Below are 14843 nucleotides of genomic sequence, written 5' to 3'. Positions count from 1 at the left end.
GTGCCTTTGATAACGTTTCCGTGAGGATACGCCTGTTAAAATTCAGTACAATCGAATAAAAATGTATATCAAATACAGGAAGTTTTAATTTATGCAGACGCGGTCCCTCAGAAGTCTGGTGCATGTTGCGCGGATAGGCTCCTTTGCCAAAACGGCAGAACAGCTCAACATGACACTGTCCGCGCTTTCCATGCAGATCAAAGCGCTTGAATCCGAACTCGGTGTTGCCCTTTTCGATCGCTCCGTCCGGCCGCCGAGACTGACGCCGATCGGCCGGTCCATCGTGAATGAGGCAATCCCGCTTTTGCATCGCGAAGAGAGCCTCTTGGAGATCTGCCGCCCGACCGGTTCTCTGGTCGGCCGGTTCAGGATAGGCTTCGTGACGACCGCAGCGGTAAGGCTGCTGCCGGCGTTTGTCCGCAATGCACAGGAAAAGGCACCGCTGGCCGCATTCGAGTTTGAAACAGGTCTCTCCAGGGTCCTTCAGAAGAAAGTCGCGAACGGGCAGATTGACGCTGCCGTTGTGACCGACGCGGATGGGCTTCCCGAGACGCTGTCCGGCCGCATCATTAGAGAGGAGCCTTTCGTTTACGCCGCACGGGAGGACTTTCTCGGTGACGGTTTGAGCGGGCTGTTACAGCGTCAGACATTTTTCCATTTCATGCCGGACACCGGAATAGGTAAGCTTATCGCTGCCGAAATGGCGGTACATGATCGCCCCAGGAATGCCAGGACAGTGATGCTGGACAATCTGGAAGCGATCATGGAATGCGTCACGGCCGGTCTTGGATTCACTCTTCTCCCAGAGCCCGATGTTCAACGATACAGGTCAAGAGCTGTCAAAACCCTGCCTTCGCCCGAGCATTTGCGGCGGAAGCTGGTTCTGGCAACGGTAAGTGATGGCATCCTTGCATCGCGCGAAACGGCCTTGGCTGATCTTTTGGGAGCGGGCGGTCTGCACGATTGAACGGCGGAATAGACTTTACGGAGCGGCTTTCAGAGCCACTCGCTGATAAGCCGCTTTTCAATCTGACATTTCGACGGTGACTACGTGGATGGCGCTTCATAACCGCGCGGGTTTTTACAGACCCAGTTCCAGGTATCGCGGCACATGGCGTCGAGATCGCGCTCAGCTTTCCAGTCCAGCAGCTCTTCGGCAAGTTCGGTATTGGCGTAACACTCGGCAACATCACCGTCGCGGCGTGGCGCAAAGGAAAAACGGATCTCCTTGTTCGAAGCGCGTTCGAAGGCTTTCACCATTTCAAGGACGCTGTATCCGTTTCCGGTTCCCAGGTTTACCGCGAAACAATTGGACCTCGCGGACCCAGACGCCAGAACCTCGTGAGCGCGCAGATGCCCCTCGACGAGGTCGGTCACATGAATGTAGTCGCGCACACCCGTTCCATCCCGTGTCTCATAGTCATTGCCGAAAACAGCCAGTTGCTCGCGCCGGCCGTCGGCGACCTGGGTGATGAAAGGCATCAGATTGTTCGGAATGCCGAGCGGGTTTTCTCCGATCTGACCGCTATGGTGCGCACCAACGGGATTGAAATATCGCAGAATGCCGAAACGCCACTGAGGATCGCTGGCGGCCACGTCACGCAGCATTTCCTCGATCATCAGTTTCGTGCGTCCGTAAGGATTAACGGCGCTGGTTGGATGATCTTCGGTCAAGGGCAGAAACTGAGGCTCGCCATAGACAGTCGCCGATGATGAAAAAATCATCTGTTTCACGCCGCTATTGGCCATCGCTGACAGGAGCGTATGGGTCCCGACCACATTGTTCTCATAATACGCAAGAGGTATTTGCGTGGATTCGCCGACAGCCTTCAGACCCGCAAAGTGAACAACCGCCTCACAGTTATGGGCCTTAAGTATTCTTTCAAGATTATCCTGATTTCGAATGTCAGCAATTTCGCACTTAATTTTCTGACCGGTTATCGCTTCGATACGTTCAAGGCTCATACGGTTTGAATTGGATAAATTATCAACAACTACAATGTCATATCCCGCCTGAAGAAAGGCGACGCAGCAATGCGAACCAATATATCCGGCGCCGCCGGTAATGAGTACTGTCATAAGACCCCCGTATCGTCAGTGAATCAACTGTACACCGAAAAACTGATTGAGGTGTTATAATTTTGTTCCTTTGTCTAAAATGTGACGTTTAAATATTTAATTATTTTGAGTTTATACTTAAATTCTGCATTTGTTTCATTGATGCTGTTGCTTCGAGATGACTGGTTTTTGAGCTGTCGGCTGAAGCCACATTCTGATGCCCGGGCCGCCGGTCCAGATGCCGCGGCGGTCGCTCCCGGTCAGCTTGCGGCACCCCTTCATGCCACGCCAAGGGGCCAGCCTGCGACCGCTTCTGACAGTTGCTCGAGCACCTTGAGGGAAGTCTCCGGCCGATGAAGCAGATGCCATTCAAAAAGGATCGGTTCCGCGGCAAGTTCCGAAACCTCCAGGCCTTGCACGTGGGAAGACATCGCAACGCAAAGGCTTGGAAGAATGGAGGCCCCGCGGCCATCGGACACCATTCGGCAAATCAGCTCCGTCGATTCAATCTTGACGGCTTGTCCGGGAAAGGACTTTCCGCGATTGAAAAAACGATCGTACTCCCATCCGGGTTCCGGACGCAGGTCATATGTCAGGAAAGGCAGGGCGGAAAAGTTAAGGGGTTGGGCAAGCTCGGCCGCTGTGGGCCCGGTTCCGGGTGGAAAGATCGCCACGAGCCGGTCCTTGGCGGCGGCAAGTGTTGTCAGTGCGGACCGTCCAGGGTTCCCTGGAACAAGGGCGATATCGGCCATCCCTTCCGATATCGCACCGCTAACGCCTTCGCTCGTCATTCTCATGATTTGAATGGAATGGTCGGGAAGAGCTGTCTGGCAAACATTGATCAACCGGGATGACATTTCGGGAGAGTCGAAGTGACTCAAAGCCAGTGTGAGCTGCTTGGCATTACGCTTTCCCTGCCAGATCGCATCACTTTCCGCTTGTTTTAGGGCCGGTAAGGCCGAGCCTGCTGCGCTGGCCAAGGTTTGTCCCGCTTCGGTCAAAACAAGCGTGCGGCCGTGTTTGCGTGCCAGCGAAACGCCGAGACGCCTTTCGGCTTCGCGTAAACGCTGCGTGGCTGCAGATTGCGTTACGCCGAGCGACGAGGCGGCTGCGGAGAGCGTTCCCTGGTCCTTTAATGCCGCCACCATGGACCAGTGCGCCATATCCAGAAGATGCATTAGTCTGTCTAATGTTTTTATGTCGAAATCCTATTTTACGCTTCGATTTTTTAATGTCATCCATTTTCAGCTCTGATTTTTGAAGAGGTGACACCAATGAGGCATGATCACGAAACAGCGGCCCTTTCCGCGCTCGCGTGTGTCGATCTCGACAAGTGGCCTATCCATGAACCGGAAAGCGCTGCCTATCGGGCACGACTGGACGACGTGCGCACAGCGCTGCACGAGGTCGGATGCGCGCGGGTCGACGGGTTTGTCCGGCAGGAATACCGGAGAGAGTTCGATGCAGAAGTGAATGACGTTGCGCCGATGGCGCATTTTTCAACGTCGTCGATCAATCCCTATTTCACGCCGGATGATCCGTCCCTTCCTGCTCGCCATCCACGGCGTCGCTACTCGGAAAACACCAACGGTTTCGTCGCTATGGATCGTTTTCCTCAAGGTGGCCTTGCTTTGTCACTCTACAGAAACGCGGCCTTTCAACGCTTCATTTCGGACTGCCTGGAAGAAGAGAAGCTGTACACATTCGACGATCCGCTGGCAGGTGTTGTTGTCAACGTCATGAAGGAAGGGCAGCAGCTTGCCTGGCATTACGATACCAACGAATTCATCGTGAGCCTTCTGACACGCAAGCCGGAAAAAGGAGGTGCTTTCGAGTATGTGCCGGATCTGCGCCGTCCCGGCGACGAGTGTTATGACGAGGTGGAAAGCGTTCTGGACGGACGCAGCGATCGCGTACGCAGCCTTGCCTTGGAGTTGGGAGATCTGCAGATTTTCAAGGGACGGTTTTCACTCCACAGGGTCGTCAAGGGAGAGGGGGAGCGCCATACCGTGATCTTTGGCTATGCCAAGGAACCGGGGTTCATCGGGCGCGTCGAGCGCACGAGAAAAGTACATAACCGCGTCACCCAGGCTCATATCGATGCCGAAAAACGGGCGCGTAACGACGGACTTGCAGACTGATTTGAACGCTGCCTGGCCTTGACCTGAAACGGCGGCAACGGAAACCGGAACCTCCGGATCCGCTGCGGCCGTTTTAGGCTTCGCGATGTTTCGTATGGCGTGTTTCCAGGCACGTTCTGAGTGTCGTTCGGAAGTCTACGCACCCGTGCCGAGACCGCCGAGCTGCTGCTTCTCTTCCTCCAGTTCCAGCGGATCGCCAAATCCCGAAGTCGACAGCCATGTTTCCAGAGCTTCGAGTGAGGAGGCCGGTGCAAAGTTGGCGGACTGTTCCGTATTGGCCGCGATGGCGATCTTAGGATGCCAGGCATCGCCCACGTGACAGGCGACAGAGACAATCGAAGGCCCGTTCACCGCTTCGTAGTCGAACTCCCGGCAAAGCGTGTTATCCGCATCGACGAATGAAGCAATCACATTCAGCGTTGCGCCGGACCCCAGAACAGTGCTGCTGCCGGATTCAACGCTCGAAAGAGCGATTGCTATTTCCGGGTCAGCCAATGCGGTGATCCCGAATGGCGGATTGTTTTCAGACCCGCTGAACGGCCCAATCGCCATGCCCGCCGCAAGACCCGCGACAAGTGTGATTGACGCCGCAATTGCCGTTGGCCACTGGCGTATCCAGTTTCGACGTGTGAACGGGACCACATTGTCCTGACGAAGGACTTCGGCTTCCGCACTGTCCGCGCCGAGCATTGCAGAAAGCCGTTCAGCAAGGGCGTCCGGTACCGGCGGCAGGTCCGCCGCCGCCGATTTGAGTTGGCTGGCGGTTTCTTTGAACATCCGGATCTTCTGCCGGATTGTCTCATCTGCTTCCGCCGCGATCTCCACCTTCTTTGCCTCTGCTTCTGGCAACTGGCCATCCGCATAGGCCATGATGATTTCATCGGTCATCTTAGTTTCATCCATCATTTGCCTCGTCCTGTGCGGAATACGTTTGTGAAACTCATTTTATTCCGGTTTTCGCCGCAATCGCCGTGCGCGCCCTCGAAAGACGGCTCATGATCGTGCCTTTCGGGATGTCGAGGATATCAGCAGCCTCCGCGTAGCTCAGCTCTTCAAAACAGACAAGAACAACCACTTCCCGCTGCTCAAGCGGCAGTTTTTCGACTGCCTCCAATACGGTGGCAACCATCAGCCGGGTTTCACCTTTGTGGCTGTCCTGGCCCGCAAGGTCGGGCTCGTCGTGTATGTCGAGTTCCTGCCCGCGGACCTTTTGCTTGCGTGTCATGTCGATCCAGGCGTTCTTGAGAATACGAAACAGCCAGGATTCGATGCGGGAAGCAGGGTCGAAGCTGTTTCTTGCCACAAGCGCCCGCTCGACCGTGATTTGGACAAGGTCGTCGGCCACATGTGCTGTGCGGCAAAGTGAAAGCGCAAATCGTCTCAAGTTCGGCAGTTTTTCGGTTAGGGCAGTATGAAAACAATCTGGCATCCGACAACCTTCTGGAAATCAAGCGCCCAATGGAATTTTCAGGCCGCTCATACGTAATCGACAGGAATACGCATGACGCAATGGTTTATTCCCAAAAAAAAGCGTGAGCTTGAAAGGACCTAAGATGATCCGGTTGATCGCGTTGAGTTTCACAGTCTTTCTCGTCCTGCCGATGGCAGGCCAGGAAACATTTCATAACTTGCAGCCGATGTCTGCAATCGCCGATGACGACGATAGCGACTCCGATTCAGATTCCGACAACGATAACGACAATGACAGCGATGACGATGACAGTGACAACGACTCTGGTGCCGGGCAGGGCGGCCAGGGTGGCGGTCACGGAGCGCGAGACGGGACCCGGTCGCAATCCGGTCGATCCGGTGGTGGCGGATCGGGCGGGCCGGCAATTTTTGCACCTTTGAGGCGGCTGTTCGGCGAGCGGGAACGTCCAGCCCCGCAACCTCGCAGAGCTGCAGCGCCGCCTGTCCTGTTCGTGGCAGGCGAAATCATTGTACTGAACATAAACACCGAAGACCTGCAGAGCCTTTTGAACGAAGGTTATAGCATCCTGGAAGAACGCGCCGTTGGCGGTGGACAGACCTACTACCGCCTCGCGGTTCCCGACGGTCTGGCCCTGCCGGATGCGCGTGACGCGGTTCGCGCGCTCCCGTCCGGCCAGGACACTGACTTCAATCATTACTACCGTCCTGAGAGGGGAGAAGCGACCTGTGTAGGAGAAAACTGTGCCGCTTATGAGCTCGTGAGCTGGCCCCACAGCCCGCAGGAAACGGCACTCGCCTGCGTCGATCTCGGGGCTATCGGCATGATTGATACCGGCATCAATGAAAAACACCCTGTTTTCGACGGAGCGGACGTTACCGTCATGCGGTTGGCGGATGAAGAGCTTCCTGCATCAAAGGCGAGCCACGGAACTGCAATCGCGGCGCTGATTGTCGGTCAACCGGAGTCGAGAGTGCGCGGCTTGCTGCCGCACGCGCGGCTGGTGGCGGTTGATGCTTTCCACCGTTCAGGCCGCGATGAGCGTGCCGATGCCTTTACACTGGTGGAGGCCCTTTACACGCTTTCGGCGGAAGGCGTGACCGTTATCAACCTTAGCCTGGCCGGACCGCAAAACAGCGTTGTTGAGGCTGCGCTTCGCGATCTTGCAGGGCGTCAGGGAATTGCCATTGCCGCGGCGGCGGGAAACGGCGGGCCGCGCTCAGAACCGGTTTATCCGGCGGCCTATGAAGAGGTGTTGGCGGTTACCGCAGTCGACCGAAACAAGCGCGTCTACCGGCGGGCCAATCGTGGCGGCTACATCGATCTGGCTGCTCCCGGCGTCAATGTCTGGACGGCGGCTTCAATCAGGGGCGCAAAGTGGAAAACGGGCACCTCTTTCGCTGTGCCCTTTGCCACGGCTGCCATCGCACTTGTGCGGGCCAAACATCCGGAAAAAACGCCTGAGGAGGTCTATCAGGCACTCAGATCAGCGGCGACGGACCTTGGCGAAACCGGCCATGACCCGGTTTATGGCTCAGGCTTGTTGCAAGCGAACAATCTGTGTTGAAAAAGAAAGGGAGCGACGAAGGCGCTCCCTTTTTTCTTGCTCTGAACTACGATCACACGCAAATTCGCGTTCAGTCAGTCAGCCGATGCACCCGTGATAACCACAATCGTCACGTGCCGGTTTCTCAAATAAGTCTCAAGACCTGCCAGCAGCGCTTTCTCGGTATGTATGTCGTCATCCTGCAGGACGAGTATGCTCGGGTTCCTGAGGAGGGCGCGTGCGACGCGGATCTTGAATTGCTCGATTTCAGGGAGTTTTTGCGCTTCGGCAGGAACCCGGTTGACGTCGAAGTTCAAGATGTTATCGAGCGTGCCAAAGTCTGTTTCCGGATCCGGCGGACTCACGCGCGCGCCTAAATATGCCGCCGGACGCTTGGCCTGATAGGCAGGGATGCCATTGACGGGAGAGACGAGCGCTACTCTGCGCCATAGTGCCTTGCGTCCGATTTCCGCGAATGTCAGCCCATCAACCCGGATTTGCTTTTGTGACCGCTCTTGCGTCAGGCCGCACAGACTGAGGGCAAGGTGGCGCCGATCTTCAAATCCAGCAAGATGAAGCCTGTTGCAATTGCCAGGTTCGATTCTTGCCGAAAACAGCTGACCTGATGGCAGCTCCAGCGCTTCGATCGTGACTGTTCGTTTCCAGTCGGGTGTCTGTCCCGCTGCCGAAACGACAGGCGACATCGGTTTGATCTCGAAAACTTTCCTCAATTTCTCCCGGGCGACCCTGTTTGCTTCGTAGTATTCCAGCCCGGAAGCGCCTGCTTCCAGCTGTGCTGACAGGAACGCGAAGATGAGGAGAAAAAGGGCAATCGAAGCCGCATCGGCACTGCCGGCAATTGCATAGTTCAGGACAGCGCATGGAAATGTTGCCCGGCTCACCGCCCGTATCACACCGGACCAGGTTGCGCGGGTGACCAGAAGGCGGCAAACCTCGACACTTTTTTTCCCGAGCCTTGTGAGAAGCGGGGCCAGTTTTCCGTGCATGAGAAGCGGCAGGCGATCGGGGAGTGCTTTACCAAGCAGAATTGCGATCCCTCCACGTCGCTGACGAGACTGTCTGATACTTTTTCGCAGCGGGCGGATTGCGATCGCGAGACCCAGTATCCAGACACACACGCAAACCAGGAGCGGCATCAAAAAGCCGATTTCAAGAATGGCGATCCAGACCGTCAGCGTTGCCAGGGTGGCGGCAAGCGTAACAAAAGCCAGGAGGCCCTTGGACAGCCAGAGCTTGATGGCGCCAAGATCATTCACAAGTCGGGTAAGCGAAAGTCCTATCGGCGGGGATTTGCCGTCAAAAGGCAAAAGCAACGCGTGCCGGGCATAGGCCATCCTGACATCGTGCACATAAGAGAGTGCGAAGCGCTCTGCGGTGCGGTTCTGGATGACAAGGGCGCCAAGCGCCAGAAGTGCTGCCGCGCCAAGGGCCGGCAAGACGGGAATGCCGTAGACATCGCCTTCACCGGTGAGCAACGCGGCTGAGCTGGTTGAAAGGGCGATGGTACCGAGTGTCTGAGCGATCCCGATCAATACAAGCGCGCTACAGACGACGCCTCGCCGGGCGTTCCACAAGGGTGGAAGGCCCGGTTGCCTGGTCTGAAAGGACATATCATTGCGCCGCTGCAAGCCGGCCCGACAACGTATGCTCCATGATCGTCGACACGGTTGCCGGATGTTGCAGGTCGGCCAGCGAAAACGCCGGGACATCGACGTTCAAGATTGCTTCGCGAACGGCAAGCGGCGAGCGCATGACAGCGCCGGAAAGTCCCAGGACCTGATAGCCGAGTTTTTCCAGGCTTTGCACGCCGGCCACGGCGCCGAGGGCATCTCCCGCAGCAAAGACCACGCCGTCAAAGAGCGAGTGCATCAAGGGGCTTGCCGCTACCTGGCGAGTTTCTTCCTGGAACAGCCCATCAGCGATCTCAACGACCGCAACGTCGCAGTCAGACTTATGCAGCGTGCGCAAAAGGTTCCGCGTTGTCCCGACAATGGTATCGAGCGGCGTTCCGAAGGTCGTTGCCAATCCACCGTCTGTGAAATCAAGGACTTGTGTTGCGCCGGAATCATGCATCAGCCATGGGTCCCCACCGGCGGCAGTCCCGGTCACCTTAAGCGCGCCGACCTTGTAACCGCTGAGGGCAAACCCCCGGACAAGGGACGCCGCTGTGGCCGTCTTGCCGGCATTCATGGATGTTCCGAAGACACCAAAAACGGCGGCCGGCATCTGGCAGGCAATCGTTGGAAGGGCAAACTCCTTGAGATTGACCGCTTTGCCGTCTGACCGGCACAAGACGCCGACGGGCTCAATCGCGGTCGGGCCGGATAACCGGTCATGCCAGGACACCGCTTTGGCGGCTATGCCGCCAGCGGCCACCATGTGACACGCTTCCAGGGTATCCGGCACGTAGGCTTCATATTGATCCGGAGCATATCTGTTGCCGAATGCAAGCAACACTTCATCTCCTTCATGCAGCGTTGCTTTTCGCCCGTTGGGAAGTTCGATCCGCTTGTGCGAACCAAGTGTCTGGACGCGTGCCAAAACCAGATCACCCGGCTTCGGTTGGCAAGCCTTGGTGAGGATGTGAGTGCATTCGGCGAAATTGACGCGGCGCACCGCATAGGAGCGTTTGGCTGCCGTCAGGCGGAAAGAAGCGATCGGTTCCATATCTGTTACTCTCATCGTTTGTAGTAACCGCTACGGTGCGGTCATGGGGGAAACGGTGAGGCGTTAAAAAAATTCCGCTGGTTGCGAGATTTTTTTGTAGCAGCGGGCATTTGGGCGGCGCGCGCGTTTTCTCCGCTGAAAAGGGAGCAGACGGACCACGCGCTTCTGAAACGAGAGCTGCTCACAGGAGAGACGTCGCGAATTCCCCGTTGCGTTCGATTTTGCGCTGCAAGCCGCTTCGGGTGTGGTATCGAGGTCTCAAGGAATCAGCTGTTTACCCGAGACGCGAAAGCGCAGGGTTGCGAGTTGAATTGACGGTACACGATTGGCATCGTGTTTGAACGTTGGAATGGAAAGCGAGACAAAGTTGACGAATACGACGATTGCCCCCGAAGACCTGCAAGCTTCGGTTTTGAGTCACCTGAAGAAGTCGCTCGGAAAGGATACCGCAAACGCGACGCTTTACGACTGGCGCACGTCTTTGTCACTAGCCCTGCGTGATCTTGTTGTCGATCCTTGGTTTCAGTCCACCCGCAAAACCTATGAAGCTGCCGGCAAGCGGGTCTACTATCTCTCAATGGAGTTTCTGATCGGCCGCTTGCTGGAAGATGTGGCGATCAATCTGGGCGCCGAAAGCGCTTCACGTACCGCACTTGAAAACCTGGGACTTGATTACGATACGGTCGTGCATAACGAACCGGACGCTGCGCTCGGTAATGGTGGGCTTGGCCGGTTGGCCGCCTGTTTCCTGGACAGTCTTTCCACGCTGGGCATTCCGGCATACGGCTATGGCATTCGGTATGAGCACGGACTGTTCGAGCAGCATTTTGAGGACGGCCGGCAGATCGAAGTGGCGGAAGGCTGGCTGGCGCAGCGCCACACCTGGGAATTCGAGCGGCCTGAAGTGACTTACGAAGTCGGCTTTGGCGGCTATGTCGACGGCACCTGGGTCCCTGCCGAAACGGTCATTGCCAACGCATACGATACACCGATCCTCGGCTGGAAACGCCGGTGGGCCAATACGCTGCGGCTTTGGTCTGCGAAGCCCACAATCCTCTTTGATCTTGGCAGTTTCAATCGCGGCGATCTTGTCGGTGCGGTCGTGCCGGAGGCATTGGCGCGCGCGATTTCACGGGTTCTCTATCCCGACGACACGACGGAGGCGGGAAAAGAACTGCGGTTGAAGCAAGAGTACTTTTTCACCTCCGCCTCGCTGCAGGATATCGTGCGCCGGTTCAAATCCGAGGGCTACGAGATCGAGACGCTTGCCGATCATGTGGCCATACAGCTCAACGATACGCATCCGGCAATTGCCGGTCCGGAGCTTGTGCGGCTCTTGGCCGACGAGCATGGCGTTGAGATGAAACGAGCGATCGAGATTTCGCGGTCTTGCCTGGCCTACACCAATCACACCCTGCTGCCGGAAGCGCTTGAGCGCTGGGACCTGGGATTGTTCGCAAGAACACTGCCGCGGCACCTTGAAATAATCCAGATCATAGAAGCCGAACATTTGCGTGTGACGGAAAGCCATGTGCGCATTATCGAAGACCATGCCGTCAAGATGGGGGAACTGGCCTTTATCATGGCGCACCGGGTCAACGGTGTGTCTGCATTGCATTCCGAGCTTGTCAAAAAGACAGTGTTTTCGGATCTCAACCGCCATTACCCGGGACGGATCATCAACCAGACAAACGGCGTCACGCCACGACGGTGGCTCTATAGCTGCAATCCGCCGCTTCGTGACCTGATCACAAAGACAATCGGTGACGCGTGGGTGGACGATCTGGAACAGCTCAGTCACCTGGAACCTCACATTTCAGATCCGGGCTTTCTGGACGCATTCACGGCGGCGAAACAGAAGAACAAGCAGAAGCTCGCGCGTTGGCTTGCTGAGCAAGACGGCCTGGAGGTCGATCCGTCGGCAATGTTCGATGTCCAGATCAAGCGTATTCACGAATACAAGCGGCAGCTGATGAATATTCTGGAGACCATCGCTCACTGGAACGAAATCCGGGATACGCCAAACGGCGACTGGACGCCGAGGCTCAAGATCTTTGGCGGCAAGGCAGCACCCGGTTACGTGGTTGCCAAAGAGATCATTCATCTGATCAACGATGTGGCTCGGGTGGTAAATGCAGACCCGGTCACAAAGGATCGGCTCAAGGTGATTTACCCGGCGAACTATAATGTTTCGATGGCTGAGGTGCTGATCCCCGCGGCTGATCTATCCGAACAGATTTCGACCGCAGGCAAGGAAGCTTCGGGCACGGGAAACATGAAGTTTGCGCTGAACGGTGCGCTCACGATCGGAACGCTTGATGGTGCAAATGTTGAAATTCGCGAAAGGGTCGGCGCTGAGAATTTCTTCCTGTTCGGGCTGACCGCTGAGGAAGTTGTCGAGCGGCGCAGCCAGTTCGACTATTCCCGGGCAGCCATTGCCGCAAGCCCAAGGCTTACCCGCGTCCTCAATCAGATTGCCGATGGTTTGTTCTCGCCCGGTGATCCAGGCAGATACCACGGGCTTGTTCGTTTGCTTCACGAACATGACTATTTTCTCGTAACATGCGATTTTGAAGATTATTTCGCGACACAGCGCAAGGTCGATGCGGCATTTGTCGATCAGAAACGCTGGGCGGAAATGTCGGCACTAAACACAGCCCGGTCCGGATGGTTTTCCTCCGACCGGACCATCAGAGGATATTCGAACGACATCTGGCAGACACCGTCCCTTCTGGACAGATCGTGAGGTGGAAAATGAGTGCGGACAGCGGCGCTTCTCTAGAGGCACTCAGTAGCGGAAATTTCAATGACCCGTTCTCCGTGCTCGGACCGCATGATATCGACGGAAAAATCTGCCTGACTGTCTTTCACCCTGACGCGGACAAAGTGGAAGCGCTCGATACCAAAACCGGAAAGCGCGTCGCGCTTCTCGCGCCGCAGCCCGGTGCGCCGGGCGTTTTCCAGGCGACCACCCGTCGCAAGCAGCGATTTGCCTATCGGCTTCGCCTTACCCGTGGAGCAGAGAGCTGGGAAAGCGAAGATGCCTATCGTTTTGGACCGGTTCTTGGAGAGCTTGATGAGTATCTGATCGGCGAAGGGTCCCATTTGCGGCTTTGGGAAAAGCTCGGTGCACATGTCGTGGAGCACGAAGGTACGCGAGGTGTTCACTTTGCTGTTTGGGCGCCCAATGCAAAACGCGTGTCACTGGTCGGAGACTTCAATGCCTGGGACGGCCGTCGCAATGCGATGCGCAAATGCGGCAGCACAGGCGTCTGGGAAATTTTCATGCCCGGGTTGGAAGCGGGCACCGTTTACAAATTTGAACTGCAGGACAGCCAGGGGAACCTGCTTCCAGAAAAGGCCGATCCGTTCGGGTTCGGCGCGGAGCATCCACCCAAAACGGCTTCGGTTGTCAGGGATCTGCATCAGTACCAATGGCAGGATGAGAGCTGGCTGAAAACACGAGGTGACAGTCAGCGGATCGACCGGCCCATCTCCATCTATGAGGTGCATCTTGGTTCGTGGCGCCGTGTTCCGGAAGACGGGAACCGTCCTTTGTCTTATCTGGAACACGCGCGCGAACTTGTCGCCTATGCGAAGGAAATGGGATTTACCCATATCGAATTGCTGCCTGTTTCGGAGCATCCGTTTGACGGATCATGGGGGTATCAGCCTGTCGGCTTGTTCGCGCCGACGATCCGCTATGGCACGCTGGATGAGTTTCGTGCCTTTGTCGATGCTTGCCATGGCGCCGGGTTGGGGGTGATCATCGACTGGGTGCCGGGACACTTTCCGGAAGACGAACACGGGCTTGGACGCTTTGACGGAACTCCGCTTTATGAACATGCGGACCCCAGAGAGGGCTGGCATCCAGACTGGCGAACCTACATCTACAACTACGGCCGCACCGAAGTTCAGAATTTTCTGATCGCCAATGCGCTCTACTGGATGCGCGAGCACCATGTCGACGGCTTGAGGGTCGATGCGGTGGCCTCCATGCTCTATCGGGACTATTCGCGGGCCGATGGCGAATGGGTGCCGAACGTGCATGGCGGGCGCGAAAACCTTGAAGCCATCGAGTTCCTGAAACGCGCGAACACCCTGATCTATGCCGATATGGAGGGCGTCACGACGGTGGCTGAGGAAAGCACGGCCTTTCCCGGTGTGAGCACACCGGTCGACTCCGGCGGTCTGGGCTTTGGTTTCAAGTGGAATATGGGATGGATGAACGACACGCTTTCCTACATGCGTGAAGATCCGGTTCATCGGAAGTACCATCACAACAAGATCGAATTCGGGTTGCATTACGCTTTCTCCGAAAACTTCGTGTTGCCGCTCAGTCATGATGAGGTGGTACACGGGAAGGGGTCGATCCTCGACCGGATGCCTGGAGACGGGCGTGAGAAATTTGCCAACCTGCGCGCCTATTACGGCTTTATGTGGGGCCATCCCGGCAAGAAACTGCTCTTCATGGGTTCCGAGTTCGCGCAGGGCTGGGAATGGAACCACAATGAAAGCCTTGGCTGGCATTTGTTGGAGAACGGCTTGCACAAGGGTGTGCAAACCCTCGTTCGTGATTTGAACCGGCTCTATGCGGACACGCCAGCGCTTCACGAGCTGGATTCCAAGTCCGAGGGCTTTCAGTGGATGGAGTCGAATGCGGACGAGTCCGTTTTCGCCTGGATCCGCCGCGGCGCTCCGGGCACGCGGCCGGTCCTGGTCGTGTGCAACTTCACACCCGTCGAACGGTCGCTCCGGCGGATCGGCGTTCCTGCCAAGGGGAGATGGATTGAGCGGCTCAATACGGATGCAAAGTGCTACGGCGGAAACGGGCTTGGAAATCTCGGTAGCGTGTCCGCCGATGAGATCGCATCCTCCGGTCAGGCATTTTCGCTTTGCCTTACGCTTCCTCCCTTAAGTACTCTGATTTTCGAATGTGAAGCACCGGAGGCATAATCGGCGCTGCGAACACGGGAGGAAA

The 14843-nt window shown here is 56.7% G+C and carries 11 protein-coding genes; 5 read left to right on the top strand and 6 right to left on the bottom strand.

All coding sequences use genetic code 11. The features are described from left to right. Window positions 1-91 precede the first annotated feature (91 nt). Window positions 92-967 (top strand): LysR family transcriptional regulator, encoded by an 876-nt coding sequence (locus tag ABVF61_RS08195; RefSeq protein WP_353993021.1) that lies wholly within the window; start codon window positions 92-94, stop codon window positions 965-967. Between the two features lie 80 nt (window positions 968-1047). Here ABVF61_RS08195 and galE read toward each other — a convergent pair whose 3' ends face one another. Together galE and ABVF61_RS08185 are read right to left on the bottom strand one after the other, a co-directional pair. Then, complete coding sequence (galE, locus tag ABVF61_RS08190) at window positions 1048-2079, bottom strand: UDP-glucose 4-epimerase GalE (protein ID WP_353993020.1); 1032 nt, start codon at window positions 2077-2079, stop codon at window positions 1048-1050. Between the two features lie 257 nt (window positions 2080-2336). Beyond that, entirely contained in the window at window positions 2337-3236 is a 900-nt protein-coding gene (locus ABVF61_RS08185) for a LysR family transcriptional regulator (RefSeq protein WP_353993019.1), read from the bottom strand. A gap of 96 nt (window positions 3237-3332) precedes the next feature. Here ABVF61_RS08185 and ABVF61_RS08180 point away from each other — a divergent pair, with 96 nt between their 5' ends. Next, window positions 3333-4199, top strand: coding sequence for a HalD/BesD family halogenase (locus ABVF61_RS08180; protein ID WP_353993018.1), 867 nt, complete (start codon window positions 3333-3335; stop codon window positions 4197-4199). Between the two features lie 135 nt (window positions 4200-4334). Here the strand turns inward: ABVF61_RS08180 and ABVF61_RS08175 are convergent, their stop codons facing one another. Then, complete coding sequence (locus ABVF61_RS08175) at window positions 4335-5105, bottom strand: anti-sigma factor family protein (protein WP_353993017.1); 771 nt, start codon at window positions 5103-5105, stop codon at window positions 4335-4337. A 34-nt stretch (window positions 5106-5139) separates the two neighbouring features. Further along, window positions 5140-5628, bottom strand: coding sequence for an RNA polymerase sigma factor (locus ABVF61_RS08170; RefSeq protein WP_353993016.1), 489 nt, complete (start codon window positions 5626-5628; stop codon window positions 5140-5142). A gap of 124 nt (window positions 5629-5752) precedes the next feature. Between ABVF61_RS08170 and ABVF61_RS08165 the strand changes: the two genes are divergently transcribed. After that, window positions 5753-7195 carry a S8 family serine peptidase gene (locus ABVF61_RS08165; protein WP_353993015.1) on the top strand — a complete coding sequence of 481 codons (1443 nt, stop codon included), beginning with the start codon at window positions 5753-5755 and terminating at the stop codon, window positions 7193-7195. A 74-nt stretch (window positions 7196-7269) separates the two neighbouring features. On the opposite strand, the gene ABVF61_RS08160 is transcribed toward ABVF61_RS08165, so the two are convergent. Together ABVF61_RS08160 and ABVF61_RS08155 are read right to left on the bottom strand one after the other, a co-directional pair. Continuing rightward, a complete protein-coding gene (locus ABVF61_RS08160) occupies window positions 7270-8805 on the bottom strand; it encodes an ABC transporter ATP-binding protein (protein ID WP_353993014.1) in 1536 nt (511 codons plus the stop codon). Between the two features lies 1 nt (window position 8806). Further along, complete coding sequence (locus ABVF61_RS08155) at window positions 8807-9862, bottom strand: hypothetical protein (RefSeq protein WP_353993013.1); 1056 nt, start codon at window positions 9860-9862, stop codon at window positions 8807-8809. Between the two features lie 367 nt (window positions 9863-10229). On the opposite strand from ABVF61_RS08155, the gene ABVF61_RS08150 reads away from it, so the two are divergent. Both ABVF61_RS08150 and glgB read left to right on the top strand, forming a co-directional pair. Further along, window positions 10230-12608, top strand: a complete 2379-nt coding sequence (locus ABVF61_RS08150) for a glycogen/starch/alpha-glucan phosphorylase (RefSeq protein WP_353993012.1) — start codon at window positions 10230-10232, stop codon at window positions 12606-12608. A gap of 8 nt (window positions 12609-12616) precedes the next feature. Next, window positions 12617-14818, top strand: coding sequence for a 1,4-alpha-glucan branching protein GlgB (gene glgB, locus ABVF61_RS08145; RefSeq protein WP_353993011.1), 2202 nt, complete (start codon window positions 12617-12619; stop codon window positions 14816-14818). The last annotated feature ends 25 nt before the right edge of the window (window positions 14819-14843 follow it).

The organism is Roseibium sp. HPY-6 (assembly GCF_040530035.1).
GTDB lineage: Bacteria > Pseudomonadota > Alphaproteobacteria > Rhizobiales > Stappiaceae > Roseibium.
The sequence above is the reverse complement of the archived record's forward strand: the minus strand, read 5'-3'. Positions and strand labels throughout refer to the sequence as shown.

What these genes read in the sequence shown, in the direction of transcription:
- ABVF61_RS08195 (WP_353993021.1), top strand. Translation starts at nt 92, where the DNA reads ATGCAGACGCGGTCCCTCAGAAGTCTGGTGCATGTTGCGCGGATAGGC.
- galE (WP_353993020.1), bottom strand. Translation starts at nt 2,079, where the DNA reads ATGACAGTACTCATTACCGGCGGCGCCGGATATATTGGTTCGCATTGC.
- ABVF61_RS08185 (WP_353993019.1), bottom strand. Translation starts at nt 3,236, where the DNA reads ATGCATCTTCTGGATATGGCGCACTGGTCCATGGTGGCGGCATTAAAG.
- ABVF61_RS08180 (WP_353993018.1), top strand. Translation starts at nt 3,333, where the DNA reads ATGAGGCATGATCACGAAACAGCGGCCCTTTCCGCGCTCGCGTGTGTC.
- ABVF61_RS08175 (WP_353993017.1), bottom strand. Translation starts at nt 5,105, where the DNA reads ATGATGGATGAAACTAAGATGACCGATGAAATCATCATGGCCTATGCG.
- ABVF61_RS08170 (WP_353993016.1), bottom strand. Translation starts at nt 5,628, where the DNA reads ATGCCAGATTGTTTTCATACTGCCCTAACCGAAAAACTGCCGAACTTG.
- ABVF61_RS08165 (WP_353993015.1), top strand. Translation starts at nt 5,753, where the DNA reads ATGATCCGGTTGATCGCGTTGAGTTTCACAGTCTTTCTCGTCCTGCCG.
- ABVF61_RS08160 (WP_353993014.1), bottom strand. Translation starts at nt 8,805, where the DNA reads ATGTCCTTTCAGACCAGGCAACCGGGCCTTCCACCCTTGTGGAACGCC.
- ABVF61_RS08155 (WP_353993013.1), bottom strand. Translation starts at nt 9,862, where the DNA reads ATGGAACCGATCGCTTCTTTCCGCCTGACGGCAGCCAAACGCTCCTAT.
- glgB (WP_353993011.1), top strand. Translation starts at nt 12,617, where the DNA reads ATGAGTGCGGACAGCGGCGCTTCTCTAGAGGCACTCAGTAGCGGAAAT.